This window comes from Pseudomonas alloputida, assembly GCF_021283545.2.
GTDB classification, from domain to species: domain Bacteria; phylum Pseudomonadota; class Gammaproteobacteria; order Pseudomonadales; family Pseudomonadaceae; genus Aquipseudomonas; species Aquipseudomonas alloputida.
Window position 1 is genome coordinate 6,402,070 of the sequence record NZ_CP128540.1, and the last position, 24,193, is coordinate 6,426,262.

Sequence of the window (24,193 nt, forward strand, 5' to 3'; positions counted from 1 at the left end):
CATCTCCTTGTACAACTGTGACGCCAATCAATGCTCCTGTAAGGGTGTCGATTATTGTTGTGGTGTAGCGTCATGGCATAGATCATTTCTGGAGGTTGCTGATCCTGCTGCTGCACCAGTGGTTGCCCTTCGACACTGCGCTGGCTGCCTTGTACCCCGGCGAGGGAGTGCCCAAGCCGCTGGAGGAGTACGACGCCGGCTCCCGGAGGGGAACGCCGTCCATGCTTTCCTGCCTGGACGGCCTATACTTGCTCGACCCCTTCTACCGGGCCTGTCAGGAAGGCCTGCCCAGTGGGCTGTAACGCCTGGAGGAGATCGCTTCTGACCAGTTCCGTCAAAGCGAGTACTTCCTCAGTTACTTCCACGCCAACGCATTGGAAGACGAGGTGCAGTTCGTTCTCCAGTTGCCGGCCTAGGTAGCCTTATGCGATCTAACAGCTCAAGCCCCAGACCTGATACATGCGGTGCGATACAGCGCTGATCGGGTCACTCTTCGCTGTTCCCCTTCCAGCTTTGCCTTTGCCCACAGCAGACGTCGGAGATGAAACTGCTCGGCGGACTCACAAACCTGCTCCAGTGCTCTCGCACAAGGCTTTGATCTGGCCATCTTTGCTTGAATGGCTGACCCGTGGCAGGGCGTTGGCCGTGTTTTCTTCGTGCGTGTTGAGCCCAATGCGAGCGCGATCCACCATCCACAGGCCGCTACTGCCGCGCGCCAATTCTATGCCGGCACTACTCGTCAAAAATTAGGTGAGTGCCTACCCGGCAGGCAATGGGCTACTATCGAGCCCTATCTCTATCCGAAAGGGTTAGCTCCGTTGCCAGGGAATTGCATGCAGGCCATCGATATTGAAAACGCGATCGTTCTTCCTTGGGGGCTTGGCTCAAGATCGCCCCATGACCTGTTTTCTGTGTGCTCAGAAATCATTAACTGCCCTGGCGACATCGTTTTAGACGCTAGCAACCTCTCGTATATCGATCCGTTAGGGATGGCCACGCTGCGGGCGTTGTTTGAGAACCAGTTGGCCCAGAAGCGAGTTTCGATGCAGTTTCTGAGCAGAGACCTGACCTCCTACCTAGCCAGGATGGATTTTTTCAAGGACATTGATGTAGAGGGTGTTGATCTATCGGGAGTAGGACGTCGAAACGACCGAAGCACCTCGTTGGTGGAAATCACCAAAATCAGCGAACACCATCAAGCAGAGGCTGCAGCGTCTCGCCTCGCTAGGGCTATCACGGGAAGGTTGACTCAGTCGGACCCGGACGCTCCAGTCGACGAGTACACGGGACGGAATGAGTTTGACTCCTACCGGGGCCCTTTGGAGTATTCGCTCAAGGAGCTATTGGAAAACTCGCTTACTCACGCCCGCAGAGAGGGACGTGGTGACGCCGCCGTTTGGCTGACCTGTCAGTTTTATCCAAAATTGAACCTTGTACGCATGGCGATCGTCGATAATGGGTGTGGGTTTCTCGCGACACTGAGGAATCACCCTGAGCTTCATGACCGCACGCATTTGCACGCGATCGAGGCGGCACTCAAACCGCGAGTGAGCTGCAACCGGGGTGCGATGGCCGAGATCCTGGGTAGCGAGAACCAAGGTATCGGGTTAACAACTACCGCAAAAATTGCAGACGCGGCGGGCGGTGGTTTGATCATCGTGAGCGGCAATGGCATACATGACACAAAGCGTCGGCAGTCTCAGGAGCTGCATGATGCGCTGTGGAATGGTGTATCGATCGCGTTTAGCTGTACCCGTGAGCTGCTGCCCACCATTTCGATCAGTGACTTGCTGCCGAAGGACGATGCGGGACAGGTTGACGACGATCTCGACCTAGATCTGAATTTCCGCTAGCTCTGGCTTTTTGATAGCTCGAGGGCTAGAGTCGATCATGCAAGGAGCGGTAAATGGGAGATTCAGCGTCAACTGAAACTCTCGGGCTGCAAAAAAGGATTATGCAATACAAGGGGTTACGACATGCAAACTCAAATTCGATTAAGTAGGGATAGTTCTATCCGAACGTACGGAATGCGAGCTTCAGCGATCCCCTACCGTACCGAAATCGAACGCTCGCTCAGTAGTGGTGAGAGCGTTGTCATAGATTTCGCTGGGAACGATGTCACTCAGTCCTTCGTCGACGAGTTGATCGGGGCGCTGATTCTGAAGGAGGGTCGCCAGGTGGTATCGCGCCTTGCCTTTGAAAACTGCACCAACGATGTCAAAGGAATCATTAAATTTGTGGTCCATGATCGAGTTCGACAGCTGCAAAAAATGCCCGCGTGACGGATCCGCATTGAATTTAAGGCCCTCAATATTGAGGGCCTTTTCATTGGTGCCAGGCAAAAGATAGCCGTCTTGAGTGGCCCCCATAGCTCGCCCTGAAAAGCGAATGTCAGGGGACACACCGCAGAAAAGCGTTCTGTAGCGGAGGAATACGTGGAAAACGGAGCTTAGGTTTCCTCATTGAGATGTGTAGAAATCCATCGCGACTCACCTATGCAAAGGCTGCGAAAAGCCTGAATCTACTGGGGTATCGTGGCGTGAGATATGTGCAAAAAAATGTGCACAGCATCTGCGGATTGGAGAGCTGGCTTGGCTCCTTAAGTAAAACCATCAAGCTGCAACGGACCTGCAACTCCTGCGGCTTGAAGCAAAGCGGGTAATACCACCCCTGCAGGCCCAACGAGCATTATCTCTTCCGCCCCGTCCATCCCCACGTCGTCAAGGTTCACATGGATCACGGTTGCCCCGGCCGCCAGAGCCATATCTGGAATACCGGCTGCCGGCATGACTACGCCAGATGTACCCACCGAAATCAGCAAGTCACAGGCTTCCACAAGCCTTACTGCTGAACGCCACGCATCCTCTGGAAGATTCTCTCTGAACCAGACCACCCCAGGGCGCAACCTTCCGTTGCATCGAGTGCATCGCGGGGGCTCGATCATCTGTCCCGCCGGGGGAACCGCCAGTTGGTCTGGTGATAACTCTGCTGGCCGGTGACATCCAAAGCATTTCACGTCCATCAAGCTGCCATGGAGGTGTATCACCGGACTGGAGCCGGCTCGTTCATGCAGATCATCGATGTTCTGGGTAACGACAGATACGTTCCAGCCAGCATCAGCTATCCGTGGAATAGATAGATGAGCCAAGTTAGGTTTGGCCTGGCCAACCTGCTGTCGACGCCAGAGATACCAGCTCCAGACGAGAGCTGGATTCTCGCGAAAGGCGTTCGCTGTTTCGAGACGCTGAGGGTCATGCTTCGCCCAGAGCCCTGTCAGTTTGTCGCGGAAGGTCGGAATTCCGCTGTCAGCAGAGATACCTGCACCCGTGAAAAAAACGACCCTCTTGGACCTGCGCAAAGCCTCAGCAGCTCTTCGCAAATTGCTCATTGGACACACCTCAGCCCCGCAGCAGGGACACCCTTGCAGTAAACACGGGAAAAGCCGCACATCCTAGCTAAAGCACTCGCGTTTGATCGGAAAACCAAGCGTTGAGTGCAGGGTGCCGCATACTGATCTCACCGATTTTAGGAAAGCTCCAATGGATTTCAGCTTCCCGATCTACAGCTAGCCGTAGCCCCATCGCGGGAGGTGCTTGTGACCACTCCCTTTGCTCACATCCAGACCCGACATGAGCCTTCAACCGAGCCGAATAAAAGCAAGGTCGCTTTGGTTGCTACCCTGTCGATTGAAGCCAATACAGACCAGACGATCGATGCTTACCTCGGTGGGCTGCAGATGTACAACGATCTATTCGAGTGGCGGCTGGATGAGTACCCCCAGAAAGCGCTAGATCTCATCATCGACTGCTTTCTCCCCGCAGAGTCGGTGCCTCAATCCATCCTGAAGAACGGCGTTTCAGTCGGGCTCATCCGCTCCAGGGTCTTCCAAAGCGGAGACTGGATATCAGGCAAGCAATGGCTTCAGCTGGCATCTACCTCCACCCCAGGCGGTGAAGTTGATCCCAACCAGTCACTGGCTGATGGTCAGATCTTCTCGCTTCGACCTGGGAAGGTCGACTTCTTCCCCGTTTATGCTTTGGACGGTAGCAACGGCTATCGACCGATCAGCAGACTTAGCGACGTACTGTCCGTTCTCTCGACTCGCATGGACGAGTGGTCTATGGCGGCTTGGTTCCAATCAGAAAATTCGTCTCTGGGCGGTATCGCTCCCAAGGCCTTGCTGTTATCCGCCCCAGAACAGGTGCTAGCTGCCGCAAAGAAAAAGCCAAGAGGAAGACGTGTGAGCAGATGAACGGCTTCAGACTGCATACCGTGCCGCGTCCGATGGATGGCGTCTCAGGGGATCAAAGATGAACAGTCAAGCAGCTCTCGGCAGCGATCGTAACTGGCGACCCGTCTTCCATGATTGCTATTCGACGGTGATCAAGGCGGTTGATGCTCGGTATGACGTTCGCGGTTATCTGTTATCAGAGTTGGTGAAGCTTTGCCTGAAAAATCGGGCCAAAGTTCCGCTAGCTCGGCGCGCCTACTACGAGGGATGCGTTCAGAAGGAAGCCATAGCTTTTCTGGAGCGTTACACCTCCCACCTGCTATTCGGCCCTGGCGGCCGACTCTCGCCGCAGGAATACCGATACGACACATATTGATGCTGTCAAAGGCGCGACTCTGGCTTAACCAATTGTCCCAACGTTGGCAGAGGCTTGATGATGAAAATCACTGGTCGTGTAGAAACGGAAGCGGTGGTCGACGTGAGCTGCGACGTATGCGGCTCCTCCACACGTTTGGAAACCGGCAGTCTTCAGTATGGGGTGCTCCACGCGCACTGGGGCTTCGGTGCACTGCATGACGGAGAGCGCTATGAGGTGCACCTATGTGAACCTTGCTTCTTCCAGACCATCGCTTACCTCAAGCAAGAGCGGCGCACAGCCAACATGTTTGAAGGTGATCCACAGCAGCCCGAGGATGACTTCGGCCTCGCTTCCAGGGATGACTTTTTCCGTGATGGTCACTGATTTGAAAGCCGAGCTGGACATGCTACTTCGGCTTTTTAGGGGGTGAGGACGGGGACTGTGAGTCCGCATATCGATGGAAGGCTAGTGCTAGGTCTTCGTCGGTCGCCTTTGGAAGCGGTTTACGACGGGGCGCTTTGGCCGGAGCTTTCTCATCCGGTTGGGTAATCTGCCTAAGTAGGGAGCGCTCAGTCTCGGTAGCCGACGAATCGAAGACCTTTGTCTGTACACGCTGATCACGGTCTGTCCTGTTAAAGCTCACCACGTTCGACTTGTATTCAACAGGTAAGTCAAATGGACAGCGCAGGTCCAAATGCCCCCCTTGATTGCCTTTGCTAATGGCCAGCAATTGCAACTCTTCGACCTCTTTCGAGCTGGTGGTATACGCGCTCGATCTGTAGGCCTTGTGGAGGTCGTCGACTTCAATCCGGTTTCTGCCGGCGACTCGGCATTCGATGTAGGCAAGCTTCAGCAGTTGTACGACAAGCCGCTTGATACCAAAAGTGGAACGGTAAAGCTCAGCCGCAAATTCATCCTTTCCTGAACTGATACGGCCGTCACTGAGCCTCATGCACTCGCCTACGTACTCTGCCCAATCCTGGCTCCTTGGATCCTCGGGCAGCATTACCCTGGGTTGAGAAAGCAGCCTCTGCTTGTCCTCACTGTTGCGACGAAACAGCTTGTGCCCGAGGCTATAGTTGGACACAAAAATCGTCGGCACTCCGATGGCTACCATCGTCAATAGTATGTCGGTCACTTTGGACGCGCCCATGCCGGTGTTGATGTGCTGCGTCTCATCCAGGACAACTGTTAAAACCCCGTCCCGGTTGGCGCGACGGCGACACTCCACAAGCAGTTTTGCCAGGTTACCACCCCGCCCCTCATGACCACTTCCATGAATGAAGTCTAGTAGGAGCTGTTTACCACTCGCTTTACCGCGGGCGCTCGCATACCACATCGAGGCAAGCTCTATGCTGCCCTCGAACAGGTCACAAGTCAGTTCTACCGGCGGGGGCATCGCTCTTCGAAGAGCAGCAATCGTCTGGCTTTTACCGACCCCAGCTAGGCCGGTAAGGCAAATCGGTGAAGCTTCCACGTCGGGCGGATTAAAGATCCTTCCGGCGTACTCTGCTTCACTCCTGAAATTTTTGAGGTTGTGCAAATATGCCAAACCGATCATTTCTTGAATAAAGGCAAGCGAGAACTGGTTGGGGAGGTACATCTCTTTGAGCCGCTCAGCGAGTAGCTCAGCACCGAGCAAGGGAGGAAGCGCCTCCAAATCCTTTATCGGATCTGGTCGAACAGTCACTCGACTACGGATGGATTCGATGTCCATATAACCATCGAAGCGAGCTTCAATGATTCTGTTCATTTTTTAGCGCCCCTGAATCGATTGAAATCGTCCGTGTCGCGCTGGGCAGCACCTCCTTTCGAGGGCCGCCCAAATTTTCTCTCGCCAGCATCCCATTCTTCGCCTGTATTCTGTTTGAATCTGTCTTCGAAATGCTGCTCATGCGCAGGGCGCTCGTCTCTGAGATCAGCAGCAGCTCCTCGACGTACCTGATCAATGTCTTGAAGATCACGCAAGGAAATATCGACGGAGCTTTGCGGACTACGCGATGGCCGCATGAAGTCTAACTGGTATAAAACCCCTTTAACTTCTATCCATATATGACGAACACACATGACCAAAACATATACGGAGGTGTTGATGACACCTTGCCGGGCCACCAAATCAAAAATTCCTGTTTCTTCCAATTCACGGGATCGGTATTTTCGCCCGTAAAAATAGACACCGTCCTTTCTTATCGCAGCTGGTCGTACATCCAGAAACTGCCTCACAGCCGTTTCGAAGGGGACCCCAATCGAGGAATCTCGTCCACGCATACTCCAATAGCAGTAAATGTCATGTGGGGTAGGCTTAATGCCGGCCAGAATCATCTCCTCGTCCATACGCAGGCCAGCGTCAGAGGTATGGTTATCCTTCAGGACCCGCACAATCTCCCGCTTGGCCATCTGTACGAAATCGAGCTTGCTGTGAAAATAGGTCGGCTGCCCGAGGGTTTTCTTGTCTCTCGGGTGTGAGGATTCGACAGTAGCCTTGGACTGACCTGAGTAGATTGGCGTCAGATCTACCGACTTTAACCAGTGAATCTCTGGATCTACTTCGTACCCTGCAGCAGGTCCTCTATCAAGCACCATAGAGCCCGACAAACCAGCACTCGGCCATTCTTCGGCACTGATTTCAATACCGTACTGCTCGCAGAATTTAACTTTGTCACATGCCATGCAGTAGATTGCCATGCGATAAGCGGCCATATTTTCTTTGCCTTCCGAAAAGCCAATGCCAAGCACCATCCCTGACAACGCACAAACAGCACGGACGACACAAAAGCTGTCAACTGCACTGCCTTCAGTCAACCCAGATAGTTTCTCGGAAATATTATATCCGTCAAACTCAATTCGCTGACTCACATTAATTAGGTTGTCGGCAAAACTTCCCTCTGAACCAGATTGAGCACGAGCCCGGTGCGCTCCTTTCAAAGCGATACGGAGCTGTTTTGCGCTGATTAGTTTAGATATCCAATACCTAAACTGTGGGAATGAAGGGAATGGCATGCCTTTAGGATGTCTGTATTCAACAGCCTCTCCCGCCAGCTTGTATGCATTGCAGCCAAACTCTCCTATAAGGATGTCGCTGTAGATCTTATTTTGTAAGGGATCCATCATCCCCACATTCCAACCGTCCACCTGATTCCCGATGCTGTGCTCCCGATTTCTTTCTGGAGCCAGCCCGCCATGATGCGCCCCGACAGCAAAGTCGAAAAAGTCTACCTCTACCCCAAGCCCGTGGACTTTCGAAAGTCCATCGACGGCCTCACTGCCCTGGTCGAACTGGACATCAAGGTCGCCGTGTTCGACCCGGTACTTTTCGTCTTCCTCAATAAAGCCCGTAACCGCATCAAGGTGTTGTATTGGGAGCGCAACGGCTTCTGCCTTTGGCTCAAGCGCCTCGAAGCCGAGCGTTTCAAAACTTCACCCGACGCGACCGACGAAGCTATCGTACTGACCGTCCAGGAACTGAATTGGCTACTCGACGGTTTCGATCTCTGGCGCAACCGTCCGCATCAGGTTTTGACTCCTCGTTTCGTCGCCTGACCGGGTATAATCCGGGCCATGATTTCAGTGCCCGATAACCTTCCTGACGACCCTGCCGCGCTCAAACTACTGCTTGCGCAGTTGTTGGCCGAGCGCACGGTCGACAAAGGTCAGATCGTCGACCTTAAAGAACAGGTCAAGCTGCTGCGTGACCGATTATTCAATCGCAAGTCCGAGCAAACCGTCGAGTCCAACACGCCCCAACTGGCGTTGTTCAATGAACCCGAAAGTCAGTGGGTACCTACCGCTGATGATGCCGACGAAGAAGTTGTTGCGCCAAGCAAGCAGCGCGGCAAACGCAAGCCACTGTCGGCTGACCTGCCACGCATTGAAGTCATTCATGACTTGCCCGAGCACGAACTGACTTGCGCCTGTGGTTGCCGCAAACACGTGGTTGGCGAGCAAACCAGCGAACAACTCGACATCGTGCCGATGCAGATCCGTGTGCTTAAACACGTACGCAAAATCTATGGCTGCCGTGGCTGCGAAACCGCGCCGGTCACCGCTGACAAGCCGGCCCAATTGATTGAAAAGAGCATGGCCAGTCCCAGCGTGCTGGCGATGTTGCTAACCACCAAGTACGTCGATGGCCTGCCGCTGCACCGCTTCGAAACGGTGCTGAACCGACATGGTATCGAGATCCCCCGGCAAACCCTGGCCCGCTGGGTCATCCAGTGCAGCGAACACTTTCAGCCACTGCTGAACCTGATGCGTGACCGCCTGCTGGAAAGCCCGGTGATCCATTGCGATGAAACTCGCGTGCAGGTGCTCAAAGAGCCGGATCGTGATCCGACCAGTCAATCCTGGATGTGGGTGCAGGCCAGTGGCCCGCCTGATCGACAAGTCGTGCTGTTCGATTACACCACCAGCCGCGCGCAGGAGGTGCCGCTGCGCCTGCTGGAGGGCTATCGCGGTTACGTGATGACCGATGATTACGCCGGTTACAACGCGTTGGCGCTACAGCCGGGCGTTGAACGACTGGCGTGCATGGCGCATGTCCGGCGTAAATTCGTCGAAGCGCAGAAGGTGCAGCCTAAGGGCAAGAGCGGTCGCGCCGATGTTGCGCTGACGATGATCAACAAACTGTATGGCATCGAACGCGACCTCAAGGATGCCAGCGATGAACAGCGATTCATCGGTCGTCAGGAACGAAGCCTGCCGATCCTTGAGCAGTTGAAAAGTTGGCTCGACAAGACGCACTCACAGGTGACACCGCAAAGCGTACTGGGCAAGGCGGTGCTTTACCTGGCAAACAACTGGAACCGCCTGGAGCGGTATGTCGAGGCGGGCCACCTGCCGATCGACAACAACCTGGCAGAGCGGGCCATAAAGCCGTTTGTGATCGGGCGCAAAGCTTGGCTGTTCAGTGACACGCCCAAGGGAGCCACGGCTAGCGCGCAGATCTACAGCTTGGTCGAAACCGCCAAGGTCAACGGCCAAGAGCCCTATACGTGGCTGCGCCACGTCCTGGAGCGACTGCCGCACGCCTCATCGGTAGCAGACTACGAAGCGCTGCTGCCATGGAACTGTTCGCCAGAGATGCCACGGTAACTTTGGCTTCCACCTTGTGGTAGGTGGGGTTCATGGATCGGTTACCTTATTTTGAGTCTTGTGGGGGGATTTATTGGCGAGGAACCCCTTTAGCAACCTCTGCTGCATTTCTGCATCGCAACGATAACCATGCCTTTTTCCCTTGCGAGAGGGCCGACCAAGCTTCGTCATACGCCCTGGCCCTTCTCGATTCCATGCCCCAATACGGTGGAGAGGTGGCAGCAAGGACCACTTAGTCCGACCAAACACCATGTATGAGTAGAACCAGAGCCTTGTCCTGGCTGCGTTCTGATGGGGTCGTTGTGCTTTGGCGTAGGCGTTAATTAGGGCGTCAGGATCATCGCTCGCGAGGATTTCATTTTGGCGAGCAACCAAGCCAGATATCGCAGCAAAACGCTTGTCCACCTTCTGCTCGTAGCTTTCTTTCTTTGAAGCTCGCCGATACTCCAGATGCTCGATGGCAACGCCCTCGATGGGTGTAAGCCATGGAGGACTTGAATCGGCCGATCCATCCTCAACCAGCCACCCATTCTCGACTGCCTCCTCAAAATCAAACTGGCTCAGTTGGATCAGGTGGGTGCTGATGTGTTTGCCATCGTCTTTGAATTCGACCAAGCGAACACGGTTTTGCCGGCCATCGCTGACCAATAGGTGATATACATCGCCTTGTGGAAGGTTACGAAACCCCTCGGGGGCTATGATTCGCGAGCCTGCCCTCATGGCGCGGCCTCTTCAAAAAGCGAGCCGAACTCCTGGAGCAGATCGCATCCACCGGTAATCAACGGGCGATCGATCAAGATAGGTTCGCTGAAGTCGACTTGAAGCTTTCGGTCCCAAATCAGTTGGTAGATCTTGGCTATGAACTGGTCACGGAAGCCCCACCGAGCACCGTATTCAATCGCCACGTAGGCCACGGGCTTCCCGACCTGAACAGCCTCAGCAATCGCACCGACAAAGTCTTGAAGCAGATTCGGTTCAAGTGAAAAATCAAGACCGTGCATACCAAACAACAGGTCTAGATTCGCCTGAATAGTGGGCGATATCAGATCTCGGGAAACCTCTACGGTCCGGATGCCGGCGCTGGCGTAGTATCGGCGCTCGAGCTCTCCCCGAAGCTCGGCATGGTCGCGGTCCTTCTTTTGTTGAACAGGGGTCTTCGCAGACGTGCTTCGACGTTCTCGAAATTCCTGGGCCTGGTCCTTGACCGTCCAGTTGATGGCAAACGGTTCTCCTCGACAGTTGAAGAGGAAGAGCAGGAGGTCGCCTTGGTACGGGTACGGGACCCAGCCCCTGTTTCCGCTCGCGTCTTCGACTACGATTTCATGATGTTTGAAACCGATCTCTCTTGCGATATCCATGGTGCCGCGGAGAGGGGGCGGGAATGTGCCCTTCGTCAATGGGTGCCCTTTCAGTGGGTGCCCTGTGTTCACTGGCCAAAGCATCTTCTGCTCGTGCAGCTCAAAAAGCTCGGGGTGGAAGAGAGCTAATTGAGCAAACACCTTCTCTGGGTGGGAAAGGAGATGAATCGTGCGCCCCAGCTTTCGGCTATGCAGTCTGCTAATGCGAGAGCCTTTAGGTGCCTCTCGTGGAACCGCCAGCGTGGACGGTACATATTCCTGGCCCCATTCGAACCGGGCCTGGCGTTTCATGATCAGGTCAAATCGTTCCTGCGGTTTCATCCAAGCTTTCCAATCTAACCAGGATTTGTTGCTGAAGGCGCACGTTGGGGATAACAACGCGCACACCGGCAAAACCCTTATCCTGCGGGCAGGTAACCGCGTTTCCGGTTGTGGATAACGCGGAGATTCTTGTGGATGAGCGAATCCGTGCGAAACTTGACGTTTCACATGCAAGGGATAGACAATGGAGGAGTCAGGTGCCTTTTCTGACTTATCCACAAGGGCCCAAGGTCGCACTTGGGCCTTTGTCTATCTCATTTTCAGCGCTCTCGTTTAGCTAGCTGTCGTCTGAATTTCTATCGTTAGGTCTACCTTAGGCGTCTCCGCCGATTGTGATCTTGCCCATGCTCACGAACCCTTCTTTCAGGGTTCGCTGACGCAGCGCTTTTGGGCTACGAGCTTGGTTAACTCAATATGTTAACGCTGGAAATTCCTAGCTGACAACAAGTTTGCGCGCAAACCACACATAACTTTCAAATACTCCCACCTAGCAAATTTCCGCCTATACGAAGCGCTCACAGGATTCCGGTCCATGCCAGGACCATGCTGCCTTGGTCCGCCCCTGAGAACCGCCGAAGACGCTTCAAAACTGAAAATTCTAACCAGCTCTAGACCGATAATTTATTGGACTTTAAGAGTCCAAGACAATGTATTAGATTAATATTCTTTGAGGCATATCTCATGAACCTCAAAGGCAAGCATTTACCCTTTTTACACTGGCTCCCAGATGAATGTCTTTACAGCGTATGCAGCCGCCAGCATATTCTTTGGGGCAACCCGTCACCTACAGATACACTGAGTTTTCTTTTTGGAAGCGGGTATAAAAAATTTGCACACGACTTTCCAAGTAACCTGAGTCTATTAATCGAGTCTGCAAAGTCTACTTGGGGAACCCCAGAGGAATTGATATCTGAACACACCATTGCACCCATTTTCTTTCCTTTCCAATCTTCTGATCACATTCAGGAACTGAAACAAGCATTGATGGGGCCCAAAATTGGATCTATGAAGTATAGGCTTGGACTTGTGACTGGCCGCTTCGGTGGTGCGCACCCTCTTAAGGCGTGTGTTAAATGCATGGCAACTGACCGATCAGTTCTGGGCGCCACATATTGGCACTTATCTCACCAGCTTCCTGGTGTTACGACTTGTCCAGTGCATGGAGTCTTGCTCTCGGAGTCAATCGAGAACAGGCAGTGGTCCAGGGGTTTTCAGTGGCTTCTTCCTGATGAATTAGCCCTCAGCGTAACTGATCAATCGGCCATAGATCCTGCAACCTTCGAAGCACTACAAAACATGTCTGAGTTAGCGGTGGACCTGTGGAAATCAGGCTCCTCCTGCCAGTTTGATAGCACTACAGTCGCTAACGTTTACAAGGAAGCCTTCAGTAATTTTGGCCGCTCCCAGAAGTCTCGCGATGCTGCTGCCGACCGCTTTGCTGAGCTCTGTGCAATGCTCAAACAGCACCCGCCTTTCACCGCTTTGCCAACCACGCGCAAGTGTGCAATAGGGTTCATTTCTCAAATGACCCGTAAGCCCCGTGGTTACTGCCATCCGTTGAAGCATCTGACCCTGATTTGGTGGCTATTCGGGAGCTTAGAATCATTCGTTAAGGCCTATCAACATGCCGCGAACCAGCAGAAACTTCCAGGGACTAGCCCCTCAGTGAAGCTTAACTTAAATAACTCTTTCGTTAATCCTATTTCAGCTCAAATAAGGAGAACTGGAGCCCCGAAACCCAAAAAGCTATTTAATGACTTGAAGGAGAAAATCCTCCGGGAACTGATGACTGGCTCTAGCAAAAAAGAGGTCTGTGTTAACTTTGAGATATCTATGAGCACGGTAAATCGGCTACTACGGCTTAACCCGAGTGTCGACGAGAAGATAAAAATATACTTTAAACTCAAGAAACTTGAGGAACAGCGTACCTTGTGGCGCTGCGCCGTGGACAAATCGCCCTTCGCCAGCGCGAATGTAATTAAGCGGTCAGTACCCAACGTCTATGCATGGCTCTACAGAAACGATCAGTCTTGGTTACTTTCGCAAACAGGCTCACTACCAAGTGGCAGGGCCGGCAACCATGTCGCAATTGACTGGGATGCCCGGGATGAGAATTTGTGTACCTTGATTAAGAAGGTACTGGTAACGTCGACCACCGAACCCAGAAAAATCCGAAAACGTGACTTGTACCAAATGGTACCTAGTCTTTTTTCTTCGCTTGAGCAGAAGTCGCACTATCCAAAGACGAGGCAGCTCGTCTCCGAAATATCTCAGCAGTAGATTTTTAATGATTGACTGTTACTTGTACGAGCTCACGGAAATACGGGTACATATGACTGTAGCTCGTGAAAAGTCCCTCAATCTATGGTACTTTTTTGATTTATGCGTGAGTAACTCCTTAGCGTTTAAGAGTTAGGCCACATGAGACTTACATTGAAGCAACAGCCGCCTCTGTTCCGGGGTAGCAACGGCCTCACTCGTGCCGATTAGTGTGCCAAACCGCCTGGTAGTGAATGTCCATGAGGTGCCGCTCCACCAGCCGCAGGGCAATCCACCTCAGCAGTAAACGCCGTACTCGATCCTCATGAGGTAGTCGCAGACTTGCCGATAGCCTTGGGCATCAGCTAGAAGGCTACAGGGGATCCGTCGATCTAGGCCGATTGCTGGCCGCTTTAGCCATTCAGCCGCCAGGCGATTGTTGCCAAGAACGTAGGCCGCCTGGCCTTGAACCTGTTCTCGACGCGCAACGAAACAACGGTGCTGGCTGCTCCAGCAATGGGAAGGAGCGAAAGGACAGGGACCGAGCAGGTCAGTTGTAAGCATAGCGCCTCCGCTACCACGCGACCGCGAGGGTAAGGCTTACCTTACTGCAACTGACGCTCACAGGTGTCATCGATAGATGACCGGTTCCCCAGCAGGGATCTGCTCGTGGTCACTGGCGCCCAACCGGTGGCTCCAAGTCGAGGAACCGCTGGGAGTGATGCTTTTACCAGTCTGGGACTGAAACGCAAGTCGCGTCTTGAATCAGCTACGTTGCAGCAACGATAGAGTCTTGGTCGGCGGTCTCGGAGTGAGTGTGCCTTGTAGTGGTCAAAATCGCGGAGTGACCATAAGGCAACTCCATGGCGGTAATCTTCTTCGATGTAGTGATCAAAGTAATCACTGCGAATTTGATAAGTGCTCCAACAAGAGTCAATCAGTGCTGAACCCGATTCTAGGCTTAAGTAATGGCCTAGGAAGTCATCAAACCCCTCGTAGATAAGCGCTATTAAATCAAGCAGGCCATACTGCCGATCTTCGTGGAGGATAAACCCATAACCACGTTCCTTACGCAATTCAGTGTCAGCTATAAATTCATCAATAGCTTCCCTAAAGCTTTGATCAACAATTCGATTGTCTATGTTTTTGAGTTTGCTTTCGAGCACCCGTAGAACCGTTTCAAGTGCAAGGTGGTGCTCAAGGAGGCAGATCCTTTCGTAGAATTGTGCCAGCCGCAATGCCAATGGGTCCCTGTTGGCCGCAGGCCTTGCGCTGCCTAGGCTGCGCCCGCAACATCCGCTCCACATTACCTGGACAGAGTGGCCATCGCGAGAAAATGGCTGCTCACAGAACTGGCAGTACGAGAGCAAATCGACGTTGTGCTTCGCGCACACAGTTACATGTGGGTGAAGACGTCGCCAATAAGAGTAACCTAGCGACTGAATATCTTCATTCACGCACAATGGACAGTAGGTTCGAGTATCTGCGAGGGAGTCAAAACAGTATTGCCCATATACATACTCTGCGCCAGAGTAAGCTAAAAACTTTGCTGGCTTAAACACACTTCGAAAGGGGTAATCGCTATGCAAATGCACCAACTTGTTAAAGCCGTAACAGCCATGCCAGCCCATGATACTGCCTACGAGCTTTACCTGCCTGTTGCTCCAGCTGAAGTAACGGAGCTCCGCCGACTTCAGAATATCTAAGTCAGAGTTACGGAATTGTAGGTAAAGGTTTCGTTCAACATAAGAACGGAGCGATTCATCAGGTTGGATTCGCAACAGCATGGATTGCTGGTCCCTAGGGAGCAGGAAAGGTGAGCGAGTGGAGGGTCAGGCGAAGGGCTGGGACCATCGCAGGAGCCGATGAGACAGACCTCACCGGCTCCTGCGACAGCTTTAATTCTCTAGCGACAGTTTTAATTCTCTAAAATCAAAGTTGATCAACACCTGACTACCCGTTACTCGACAGTCACCGACTTGGCCAGATTACGAGGCTGGTCAACGTCGGTCCCCTTTAGCACGGCCACGTAATAAGACAGCAACTGCAGCGGAATGGTGTACAGGATTGGCGCCAGGGCATCGGCAATGTGCGGCACCTTGATCACGTGGGTGCCTTCGCCATTGGTCATGCCAGCGTGCTCGTCGGCGAACACGACCAGCTCGCCACCACGGGCACGCACTTCCTGCAGGTTGGACTTCAGCTTCTCCAGCAGTTCGTTGTTCGGTGCAACGGTAACCACCGGCATGTCGTTGTCCACCAGAGCCAGCGGGCCGTGCTTCAGCTCGCCTGCTGGGTATGCTTCGGCGTGGATGTAGGAGATTTCTTTAAGCTTGAGAGCACCTTCCATCGCCACCGGGTACTGCGCGCCGCGGCCGAGGAACAGGGTATGGTGCTTGTCGGCGAACAGCTCGGCAATTTTCTCGACGGTGGCATCCATGGCCAGGGCTTCGCCCAGGCGGGTAGGCAGTCGACGCAGCTCTTCAACCAGCTCAGCTTCGACACCGGCTTCCAGCGTACCGCGCACCTGACCAAGGGCCAGGGTCAGCAGCATCAGCGAAACCAGCTGAGTGGTGAACGCTTTGGTCGAAGCCACGCCGATTTCAGGGCCGGCCAAGGTCAGCAGGGTCAAGTCCGACTCGCGTACCAGCGAGCTGATACCCACGTTGCAGATCGCCAGGCTGCCAAGGAAACCCAACTCCTTGGCGTTGCGCAGTGCGGCCAAGGTATCGGCGGTTTCGCCGGACTGCGAGATGGAGACGAACAGAGTGTCCGGCTGCACCACCACCTTGCGGTAACGGAACTCGCTGGCCACTTCTACCTGGCAAGGGATGCCGGCCAGGCTTTCCAGCCAGTAGCGCGCAACCATACCGGCGTGGTAGCTGGTGCCACAGGCAACGATCTGCACGTTGCGCACCTTGGCAAACAGGTCGGCAGCTTGCGGGCCAAAGGCCTGGACCAGCACGTTGTCCTTGCCCAGGCGGCCTTCAAGCGTGCGCTGAACAACGCTTGGCTGCTCGTGAATTTCCTTGAGCATGAAGTGACGGTAAGCGCCCTTGTCGGCAGCCTCGGCACCTTCGTGGTACTGCACGGTTTCGCGCTGGACCTTGTTGCCCTGCTGGTCCCAGATAGAGACCTGATCACGGCGGATTTCAGCGATGTCGCCTTCTTCCAGGTACATGAAGCGGTCAGTAACCTGACGCAGCGCCAGCTGGTCGGACGCCAGGAAGTTCTCGCCAAGGCCCAGGCCGATAACCAGCGGGCTACCACTGCGTGCTGCCACCAGGCGGTCCGGCTGCTTGGCACTGATCAGCGCCAGGCCGTAAGCGCCGTGCAGGCGCTTCACCGCCGCCTTAAGGGCGTCGGTCAGGTCTGGAATGCTCTTCAGGGTGTGGTGGATCAGGTGGACGATGACTTCGGTATCGGTCTGCGAAGTGAAGACATAGCCCAGGCCCTTCAGCTCTTCGCGCAGCTCCTCATGGTTCTCGATGATGCCGTTGTGCACCACGGCCACATCATTGCCCGAGAAGTGCGGGTGGGCGTTGCCTTCAGTCGGCGCGCCGTGAGTAGCCCAGCGGGTGTGGGCAATACCCAGCTGGCCTGCCAATGGGTCATCAGCAACAGCAACCTCCAGCTCGCTGACCTTGCCGATGCGGCGGCGGCGCTGCAGTTCACCGTTCTGGGTGAGTACAGCCAAACCGGCGCTGTCGTAACCGCGGTATTCAAGACGCTTAAGGCCTTCGATCAGGATGGCTGTGATATTACGCTCGGCGACAGCACCAACGATTCCACACATGTTTTATTGCTCCTGGCTGATCGCGGCGCAGATCAGGTTGATGCCGCGGGCTTGAATTTGTTCGCGCGCTGCTGCTGGCAGGCGTTCATCTGTAATAAGGGTGTGCACACTGCCCCAGGGCAGCTCGAGGTTAGGGATCTTGCGCCCCACCTTGTCCGACTCGACCATCACGATCACTTCACGGGCAACTTCCGCCATGACCCGGCTCAGCCCAAGCAACTCGTTGAAGGTAGTGGTACCCCGGCCCAGGTCGATGCCGTCGGCGCCGATGAATAATTGGTCGAAATCGTAGGAGCGCAGTACCTGCTCCGCGACCTGGCCCTGGAACGATTCGGAATGCGGGTCCCAGGTGCCACCGGTCATCAGCAGCACCGGCTCGTGTTCGAGGTCGCAGATTGCACGGGCCACATTGAGCGAATTGGTCATCACCACCAGGCCTGGCTGGCGCCCCAGTTCGGGGATCATTGCCGCCGTGGTGCTGCCGCTGTCGATGATAATGCGCGCATGTTCGCGGATACGCCCCACGGCGGCACGCGCAATGGCCTTTTTATAGGAAGAGACGGGTTGTGCCGGTTCACCGAGCAACTCTTGCGGTACCGGCACAGCACCACCGTAGCGGCGTAACAACAAGCCGTTGGTTTCCAAGGCGGCGAGGTCTTTGCGAATGGTCACTTCCGAGGTGGCGAAACGCTTGGCCAACGCGTCCACACTTACCTCACCCTGCTCGCTGAGCAGAGCCAGAATATTGTGTCGCCGTTGTGGTGTGTTTCGTTTCGACATGTGCGTTTAAGTTTCGATTCGAAAGTTAATGGTTGCAATCAAAACCTAAGACGCGCGATTCGTCAAGCTGTCGCTGACCTGTGGATTGTTTGCTTCTGCTTTGAGGCGGTCCTATAGGCGCAGCCGCGCCAATAAAAAAGCCGACTTATTCACATAAGTCGGCTTTCGATGGAAAGGGCTGTGAATAACTCAGCTCTTCTTGATCTTCTCCGGGCGCTTCCAGCCCGAAATGTTGCGCTGGCGCGCACGGGCTACAGCCAGGTCACCCGCTTCTACAGCCTGGGTGATGGTCGAGCCGGCTGCGGTGGTCGCGCCGGCCTTGATTTCCACAGGCGCCACCAGCGAGTTGTTCGAACCGATGAACACGTCTTCACCCATCACGGTCTTGAACTTGTTGGCGCCATCGTAGTTGCAGGTGATGGTGCCGGCGCCGATATTGGTGCGCGCACCGATTTCGGCATCCCCCAGGTAGGTCAGGTGACCAGCCTTGGCCCCTTCACCCAGGTGGGCGTTTTTCAGTTCAACGAAGTTACCCACATGGGCCTTGGCGTCCAGTACGCTGCCCGGGCGCAGGCGAGCAAACGGGCCAGCATCGCTGCCTTCGCCCATCACGGCGCCTTCGAGGTGGCTGTTGGCCTTGACCACCGCGCCTTTGCGCAGGGTCGTGTTCTTGATCACGCAGTTAGGGCCGATCTGCACATCGTCTTCGATGACCACCTTGCCTTCGAGAATCACGTTGATGTCGATCAGCACGTCACGACCAACGCTTACTTCACCACGAACATCGAAGCGTGCCGGATCACGCAGGGTAACCCCCTGAGCCATCAGACGGCGGCCTTCACGCAACTGGTAGTGACGCTCCAGCTCGGAGAGTTGGCGGCGGTCGTTGGCGCCCTGCACTTCCATAGCGTCGTGTGGCTGTTCAGTGGCCACCACCAAGCCATCGGCCACTGCCATGGCGATTACGTCAGTCAGGTAGTACTCGCCCTGGGCGTTGTTGTTCGACAGGCGGCCCATCCAGTCGGCGAGGCGCGCGGCCGGCAAGGCCAGAATGCCGGTGTTGCCTTCCTTGATCGCTTTTTGCGCGTCGTTGGCGTCCTTGTGCTCAACGATGGCAGTTACCTTGCCCTGCTCGTCACGCACGATCCGGCCATAGCCGGTCGGATCGTCGAGGGTGACTGTCAGAAGCCCCAGCTGCTGATCGTTGGCTTTGGCCAACAGACGCTGCAGGGTCTCCACTTCGATCAAAGGCACGTCGCCGTACAACACCAGCACGGTGTCAGCGGTCAGCGCTGGCAGTGCCTGGGCAACAGCATGACCGGTACCCAGCTGTTTATCCTGCATGACGAAATTCAGGTCGTCAGCAGCCAGCCGCTCGCGAACCAGCTCGGCACCATGGCCAATGACCACGTGAATACCTTGCGGCTGAAGTTGACGCGCGCTGTGGATAACATGGCCGAGCATGGAATTGCCAGCTACCGGGTGCAACACTTTGGGCAGCGCCGAGCGCATGCGGGTGCCTTGACCGGCGGCGAGAATAACGATATCGAGTGACATTACTGGCTACCAATCCTGTGCGGTCAGTGAAAGACCGGGGGAGAAAACAGAAAAAGAAAAAGGGTAGCCGAGGCTACCCTTTTACTCAATCGCAACAGAAGTTATCAGCCGGGGCCGATTACTTGCCTTTGCGCATTTGCTGGACGGTACGCAGCTGGGCTGCGGCCTCGGCCAGACGTGCGGCGGCGGCGCCGTAGTCGAAGTCCGCGCCTTTCAGATTCAGGGCGTTCTCGGCAGCCTTGAGGGCCTCCTGAGCCTGAGCTTCATCCAGGTCTGCAGCACGTTGCACGGTATCGGCAAGCACCTTGACCATGTTCGGCTGAACCTCGAGGAAACCACCAGAGATGTAGAACACCTCGTGTGCGCCACCCTGCTTGGTCAGCGTGATCGGACCAGGCTTGAGATTGGTGATCAGCGGCGCATGGCCTGGAGCGATACCAAGATCACCCAGGTTACCGTGCGCAACCACCATCTCGACCAGGCCGGAGAAGATCTCTCCTTCCGCGCTGACGATATCGCAATGGACTGTCATAGCCATCTGCTTGCCTCAACCTGATAGCGCCCCTTGCGGGGCGCAGGAATTACAGTTTCTTGGCTTTCTCGATCGCTTCGTCGATGCTGCCGACCATGTAGAACGCTTGTTCTGGCAGGTGGTCGTAGTCACCTTTGAGGATGCCGCTGAAGCCAGCGATGGTGTCTTTCAGGGAAACGTACTTGCCTGGCGAACCGGTGAAGACTTCTGCCACGAAGAACGGCTGCGACAGGAAGCGCTGGATCTTACGAGCGCGGGCTACCAGTTGCTTGTCGGCTTCGGACAGTTCGTCCATACCCAGGATCGCAATGATGTCCTTCAGCTCTTTAAAGCGCTGCAGAACATACTGAACGCCACGAGCGGTCTCGTAGTGCTCGTTGCCGATCACGTTCGGGTCCAGCTGGCGCGAAGTCGAGTCCAGTGGGTCGACCGCTGGGTAGATACCCAGGGAGGCGATGTCACGGGACAGAACGACGGTGGCGTCCAAGTGGGCGAAGGTGGTCGCTGGCGACGGGTCGGTCAAGTCGTCCGCAGGTACGTATACGGCCTGTACGGAGGTGATCGAACCTTCCTTGGTGGAGGTGATGCGCTCTTGCAGAACGCCCATCTCTTCAGCCAGGGTCGGCTGGTAACCTACTGCCGAAGGCATACGGCCCAGCAGTGCGGATACTTCGGTACCGGCCAGGGTGTAACGATAGATGTTGTCGACGAACAGCAGAACGTCGTTACCTTCGTCACGGAACTTCTCGGCCATGGTCAGGCCGGTCAGCGCTACACGCAGACGGTTTCCTGGTGGCTCGTTCATCTGACCGTAGACCAGCGCTACTTTGTCGAGAACGTTGGAGTCCTTCATCTCGTGGTAGAAGTCGTTACCCTCACGAGTACGCTCACCCACACCAGCGAACACGGAGTAACCGCTGTGTTCCATGGCGATGTTACGGATCAGTTCCATCATGTTTACGGTCTTGCCGACACCGGCACCACCGAACAGACCAACCTTACCACCCTTGGCGAACGGGCAAACCAGGTCGATAACCTTGATGCCGGTTTCCAGCAGGTCGTTGCCGCCTGCCTGGTCAGCGAACGAAGGCGCTGGCTGGTGGATACCGCGACGCTCTTCTTCGCCGATCGGGCCGGCTTCGTCGATCGGGTTGCCCAGTACGTCCATGATACGGCCCAGGGTGGCCTTACCAACTGGAACGGAAATGGCAGCGCCGGTGTCGACGACATCCAGACCGCGCTTCAGGCCTTCGGTCGAGCCCATCGCAATGGTACGAACCACGCCGTCGCCCAGCTGCTGCTGAACTTCCAGGGTGGTTTCCGCGCCTTGTACTTTAAGCGCGTTGTATACACTCGGCACGACGTCACGTGGGAATTCCACGTCGATGACGGCGCCGATGATTTGAACGATACGTCCGCTACTCATAGCTGGATCCTCTGAATATGTGAACCGTTAAACCGCGGCAGCGCCGCCGACGATTTCCGAGATCTCCTGGGTGATCGCAGCCTGACGCGCCTTGTTGTAGATCAACTGAAGCTCTTTGATCAAATCACCGGCGTTGTCTGTGGCGTTCTTCATGGCGATCATCCGGGCCGCTTGTTCAGCAGCGTTGTTCTCGACCACCGCCTGGTAAACCTGCGACTCCACGTAGCGCACCATCAAGCCGTCCAGCAGCTCTTTTGCGTCGGGTTCGTACAGGTAGTCCCAGTGATGCTTGAGATCCTGATCCGGGGTTGCCACCAACGGTACCAATTGCTCGACCGTCGGCTTCTGGGTCATGGTATTGATGAACTTGTTCGAAACCACCGAGAGGCGATCGATACGGCCGTCCAGGTAGGCGTCCAGCATCACTTTGACGGAGCCGATCAGATCGTTGATCGATGGCTCTTCGCCCAAGTGGCTGATCGCTGCTACGACGTTGCCGCCAAAGATGCGGAAGAAAGTCGCACCCTTGCTGCCGATCACGCACAGGTCGATTTCCACGCCCTGTTCGCGGTTTGCGCTCATGTCCTTGACCAGGGCCTTGAACAGGTTGGTGTTCAAGCCACCGCACAGACCACGGTCACTGCTCACCACGATATAACCAGCGCGCTTTACAGGGCGCTCGATCATGAACGGGTGGCGGTATTCCGGGTTGGCGTTGGCCAGATGACCGATCACCTGGCGGATACGTTCCGCGTAAGGACGGCTAGCAGCCATGCGCATTTGTGCCTTGCGCATCTTGCTGACCGCCACTTTCTCCATGGCGCTGGTAATTTTTTGCGTGCTTTTGATGCTCGCAATCTTACTGCGAATCTCTTTTGCGCCTGCCATGTATCACCTATCAGGTTAGCAAGCGGGGGCCTGAGCCCCCGCTGCGGCTTACCAGGTCTGGGTGGCCTTGAACTTCTCGATACCGGCTTTCAGGCCTGCGTCGATTTCGTCGTTGAAGTCACCCTTCACGTTGATCTTCGCCATCAGTTCAGCGTGATCACGGTTGAAGAAGGCGATCAGAGCTTGCTCGAAGCTGCCGATCTTGGAGACTTCTACGTCGATCAGGAAGCCACGCTCAGCGGCGTACAGCGACAGAGCCATGTCCGCGATGGACATCGGCGCGTACTGCTTCTGCTTCATCAGCTCGGTAACGCGCTGACCATGCTCCAGCTGCTTGCGGGTCGCTTCGTCCAGATCGGACGCGAACTGGGCGAATGCAGCCAGTTCACGGTACTGAGCCAGAGCGGTACGAATACCACCGGACAGCTTCTTGATGATCTTGGTCTGAGCGGCACCACCTACGCGGGATACCGAAACACCGGCGTTAACTGCAGGGCGGATGCCCGAGTTGAACATGGCCGATTCCAGGAAGATCTGACCGTCGGTGATGGAAATCACGTTGGTCGGAACGAACGCAGAAACGTCGCCAGCCTGGGTTTCGATGATCGGCAGAGCGGTCAGGGAACCGGTTTTGCCAGTGACAGCACCGTTGGTGAACTTCTCGACGTACTCTTCCGAAACGCGCGATGCACGCTCCAGCAGACGGGAGTGGAGATAGAACACGTCGCCTGGGTATGCTTCGCGTCCTGGTGGACGGCGCAGCAGCAGGGAGATCTGACGGTAGGCAACGGCCTGCTTGGACAGGTCATCGTAAACGATCAGTGCGTCTTCACCGCGGTCGCGGAAGAACTCGCCCATGGTGCAACCGGCGTATGGCGCCAGGAATTGCAGTGCGGCGGATTCCGAAGCACTGGCAACAACCACGATGGTGTTGGCCAGGGCGCCGGTTTCTTCCAGCTTGCGAACGATGTTGGCAACGGTGGAACGCTTCTGGCCGACTGCAACATAAACACAGAAAATACCGGAGTCTTTCTGGTTGATGATGGCGTCGATGGCCATGGCGGTCTTGCCGATCTGACGGTCGCCAATGATCAGCTCACGCTGGCCACGGCCGACAGGGATCATGGCGTCGACGGATTTGTAACCAGTCTGTACAGGCTGGTCTACCGACTTACGCCAGATCACGCCTGGAGCCACTTTCTCGACTGCGTCGGTCTGGGTGTTGCCCAGAGGACCTTTGCCGTCGATCGGGTTACCCAGTGCGTCAACGACGCGACCCAGCAGTTCCTTACCAACCGGAACTTCCAGGATGCGGCCGGTGCACTTGGCGCTCATGCCTTCGGCGAGGGTGTCATAGGCACCCAGGATCACTGCACCTACGGAGTCTTGCTCCAGGTTCAAGGCCATGCCGTAGACGCTGCCAGGGAACTCGATCATTTCGCCGTACATGACGTCGGCCAGACCGTGGATCCGCACGATACCGTCGGATACCGAAACGACGGTACCTTCGTTACGGGCTTGGGAGCTCACATCGAGGTTATCGATGCGGCCCTTGATGATTTCACTAATTTCGGAAGGATTGAGTTGCTGCATTGC

The 24,193-nt window shown here is 55.4% G+C and carries 22 protein-coding genes and 1 pseudogene; 9 read left to right on the forward strand and 14 right to left on the reverse strand.

Features of this window, described 5'->3' with window-relative positions; all coding sequences use genetic code 11:
- Positions 1 to 74: 74 nt before the first annotated feature.
- The 3 genes and pseudogenes from LU682_RS29585 to LU682_RS29885 all read left to right on the forward strand — a co-directional run.
- Positions 75 to 410, forward strand: a pseudogene (locus LU682_RS29585) (helix-turn-helix transcriptional regulator); the annotation flags it as partial.
- A gap of 207 nt (positions 411 to 617) precedes the next feature.
- The gene (locus LU682_RS29590; RefSeq protein WP_060489281.1) at positions 618 to 1,853 is read left to right on the forward strand and encodes an ATP-binding protein; all 1,236 of its coding nucleotides are present in this window, start codon (positions 618 to 620) and stop codon (positions 1,851 to 1,853) included.
- A 174-nt stretch (positions 1,854 to 2,027) separates the two neighbouring features.
- Complete coding sequence (locus LU682_RS29885) at positions 2,028 to 2,282, forward strand: STAS-like domain-containing protein (protein ID WP_128337688.1); 255 nt, start codon at positions 2,028 to 2,030, stop codon at positions 2,280 to 2,282.
- A gap of 317 nt (positions 2,283 to 2,599) precedes the next feature.
- Here the strand turns inward: LU682_RS29885 and LU682_RS29600 are convergent, their stop codons facing one another.
- On the reverse strand, positions 2,600 to 3,388 hold the full coding sequence (locus tag LU682_RS29600) for an SIR2 family NAD-dependent protein deacylase (RefSeq protein ID WP_060489286.1): 789 nt from the start codon (positions 3,386 to 3,388) through the stop codon (positions 2,600 to 2,602).
- Positions 3,389 to 3,595: 207 nt separating this feature from the next.
- Here LU682_RS29600 and LU682_RS29605 point away from each other — a divergent pair, with 207 nt between their 5' ends.
- The 3 genes from LU682_RS29605 to LU682_RS29615 are packed head-to-tail and all read left to right on the forward strand — an operon-like array spanning position 3,596 to position 4,973.
- Positions 3,596 to 4,252, forward strand: a complete 657-nt coding sequence (locus LU682_RS29605; protein WP_060489288.1) for a hypothetical protein — start codon at positions 3,596 to 3,598, stop codon at positions 4,250 to 4,252.
- A 58-nt stretch (positions 4,253 to 4,310) separates the two neighbouring features.
- Complete coding sequence (locus LU682_RS29610; RefSeq protein WP_082412269.1) at positions 4,311 to 4,607, forward strand: hypothetical protein; 297 nt, start codon at positions 4,311 to 4,313, stop codon at positions 4,605 to 4,607.
- A 57-nt stretch (positions 4,608 to 4,664) separates the two neighbouring features.
- Positions 4,665 to 4,973, forward strand: coding sequence for a hypothetical protein (locus LU682_RS29615; protein ID WP_079977404.1), 309 nt, complete (start codon positions 4,665 to 4,667; stop codon positions 4,971 to 4,973).
- Between the two features lie 22 nt (positions 4,974 to 4,995).
- Here LU682_RS29615 and LU682_RS29620 read toward each other — a convergent pair whose 3' ends face one another.
- Entirely contained in the window at positions 4,996 to 6,342 is a 1,347-nt protein-coding gene (locus tag LU682_RS29620) for an AAA family ATPase (RefSeq protein ID WP_060489290.1), read from the reverse strand.
- Positions 6,339 to 7,700 carry a TnsB C-terminal domain-containing protein gene (locus LU682_RS29625; protein WP_289176120.1) on the reverse strand — a complete coding sequence of 454 codons (1,362 nt, stop codon included), beginning with the start codon at positions 7,698 to 7,700 and terminating at the stop codon, positions 6,339 to 6,341. Before LU682_RS29625 ends, LU682_RS29620 begins: the two co-directional genes overlap by 4 nt.
- Positions 7,701 to 7,769: 69 nt before the next feature.
- On the opposite strand from LU682_RS29625, the gene tnpB reads away from it, so the two are divergent.
- Positions 7,770 to 8,129, forward strand: coding sequence for an IS66 family insertion sequence element accessory protein TnpB (gene tnpB / locus LU682_RS29630; RefSeq protein ID WP_009687920.1), 360 nt, complete (start codon positions 7,770 to 7,772; stop codon positions 8,127 to 8,129).
- Between the two features lie 18 nt (positions 8,130 to 8,147).
- A complete protein-coding gene (locus LU682_RS29635) occupies positions 8,148 to 9,680 on the forward strand; it encodes an IS66-like element ISPpu15 family transposase (RefSeq protein WP_010951895.1) in 1,533 nt (510 codons plus the stop codon).
- Positions 9,681 to 9,710: 30 nt separating this feature from the next.
- Here the strand turns inward: LU682_RS29635 and LU682_RS29640 are convergent, their stop codons facing one another.
- Both LU682_RS29640 and LU682_RS29645 read right to left on the reverse strand, forming a co-directional pair.
- Positions 9,711 to 10,295, reverse strand: a complete 585-nt coding sequence (locus tag LU682_RS29640) for a hypothetical protein (protein WP_232857547.1) — start codon at positions 10,293 to 10,295, stop codon at positions 9,711 to 9,713.
- 101 nt (positions 10,296 to 10,396) lie between these two features.
- Positions 10,397 to 11,359, reverse strand: coding sequence for a PDDEXK family nuclease (locus LU682_RS29645; RefSeq protein WP_060495548.1), 963 nt, complete (start codon positions 11,357 to 11,359; stop codon positions 10,397 to 10,399).
- A gap of 681 nt (positions 11,360 to 12,040) precedes the next feature.
- Between LU682_RS29645 and LU682_RS29650 the strand changes: the two genes are divergently transcribed.
- Positions 12,041 to 13,639 (forward strand): TnsD family Tn7-like transposition protein, encoded by a 1,599-nt coding sequence (locus tag LU682_RS29650; protein ID WP_082412264.1) that lies wholly within the window; start codon positions 12,041 to 12,043, stop codon positions 13,637 to 13,639.
- A 276-nt stretch (positions 13,640 to 13,915) separates the two neighbouring features.
- Here LU682_RS29650 and LU682_RS29655 read toward each other — a convergent pair whose 3' ends face one another.
- From LU682_RS29655 to atpA, 9 genes are all read right to left on the reverse strand, one after another.
- Positions 13,916 to 14,182, reverse strand: coding sequence for an MbcA/ParS/Xre antitoxin family protein (locus LU682_RS29655; RefSeq protein WP_082412265.1), 267 nt, complete (start codon positions 14,180 to 14,182; stop codon positions 13,916 to 13,918).
- Positions 14,183 to 14,223: 41 nt separating this feature from the next.
- Entirely contained in the window at positions 14,224 to 14,784 is a 561-nt protein-coding gene (locus LU682_RS29660; RefSeq protein ID WP_139139515.1) for a hypothetical protein, read from the reverse strand.
- Between the two features lie 794 nt (positions 14,785 to 15,578).
- Positions 15,579 to 17,414, reverse strand: a complete 1,836-nt coding sequence (glmS, locus tag LU682_RS29665; RefSeq protein ID WP_010955884.1) for a glutamine--fructose-6-phosphate transaminase (isomerizing) — start codon at positions 17,412 to 17,414, stop codon at positions 15,579 to 15,581.
- 3 nt (positions 17,415 to 17,417) lie between these two features.
- Positions 17,418 to 18,194, reverse strand: a complete 777-nt coding sequence (locus tag LU682_RS29670; RefSeq protein ID WP_003253204.1) for a DeoR/GlpR family DNA-binding transcription regulator — start codon at positions 18,192 to 18,194, stop codon at positions 17,418 to 17,420.
- 189 nt (positions 18,195 to 18,383) lie between these two features.
- Positions 18,384 to 19,751 carry a bifunctional UDP-N-acetylglucosamine diphosphorylase/glucosamine-1-phosphate N-acetyltransferase GlmU gene (gene glmU / locus LU682_RS29675; RefSeq protein WP_010955885.1) on the reverse strand — a complete coding sequence of 456 codons (1,368 nt, stop codon included), beginning with the start codon at positions 19,749 to 19,751 and terminating at the stop codon, positions 18,384 to 18,386.
- 118 nt (positions 19,752 to 19,869) lie between these two features.
- Entirely contained in the window at positions 19,870 to 20,289 is a 420-nt protein-coding gene (locus LU682_RS29680) for a F0F1 ATP synthase subunit epsilon (RefSeq protein WP_010955886.1), read from the reverse strand.
- Between the two features lie 43 nt (positions 20,290 to 20,332).
- The gene (gene atpD, locus LU682_RS29685; protein ID WP_232857548.1) at positions 20,333 to 21,709 is read right to left on the reverse strand and encodes a F0F1 ATP synthase subunit beta; all 1,377 of its coding nucleotides are present in this window, start codon (positions 21,707 to 21,709) and stop codon (positions 20,333 to 20,335) included.
- A gap of 27 nt (positions 21,710 to 21,736) precedes the next feature.
- Positions 21,737 to 22,597 carry a F0F1 ATP synthase subunit gamma gene (gene atpG / locus LU682_RS29690; protein ID WP_003253195.1) on the reverse strand — a complete coding sequence of 287 codons (861 nt, stop codon included), beginning with the start codon at positions 22,595 to 22,597 and terminating at the stop codon, positions 21,737 to 21,739.
- Between the two features lie 48 nt (positions 22,598 to 22,645).
- The gene (gene atpA, locus LU682_RS29695; RefSeq protein ID WP_010955887.1) at positions 22,646 to 24,190 is read right to left on the reverse strand and encodes a F0F1 ATP synthase subunit alpha; all 1,545 of its coding nucleotides are present in this window, start codon (positions 24,188 to 24,190) and stop codon (positions 22,646 to 22,648) included.
- Between the last annotated feature and the right edge of the window lie 3 nt (positions 24,191 to 24,193).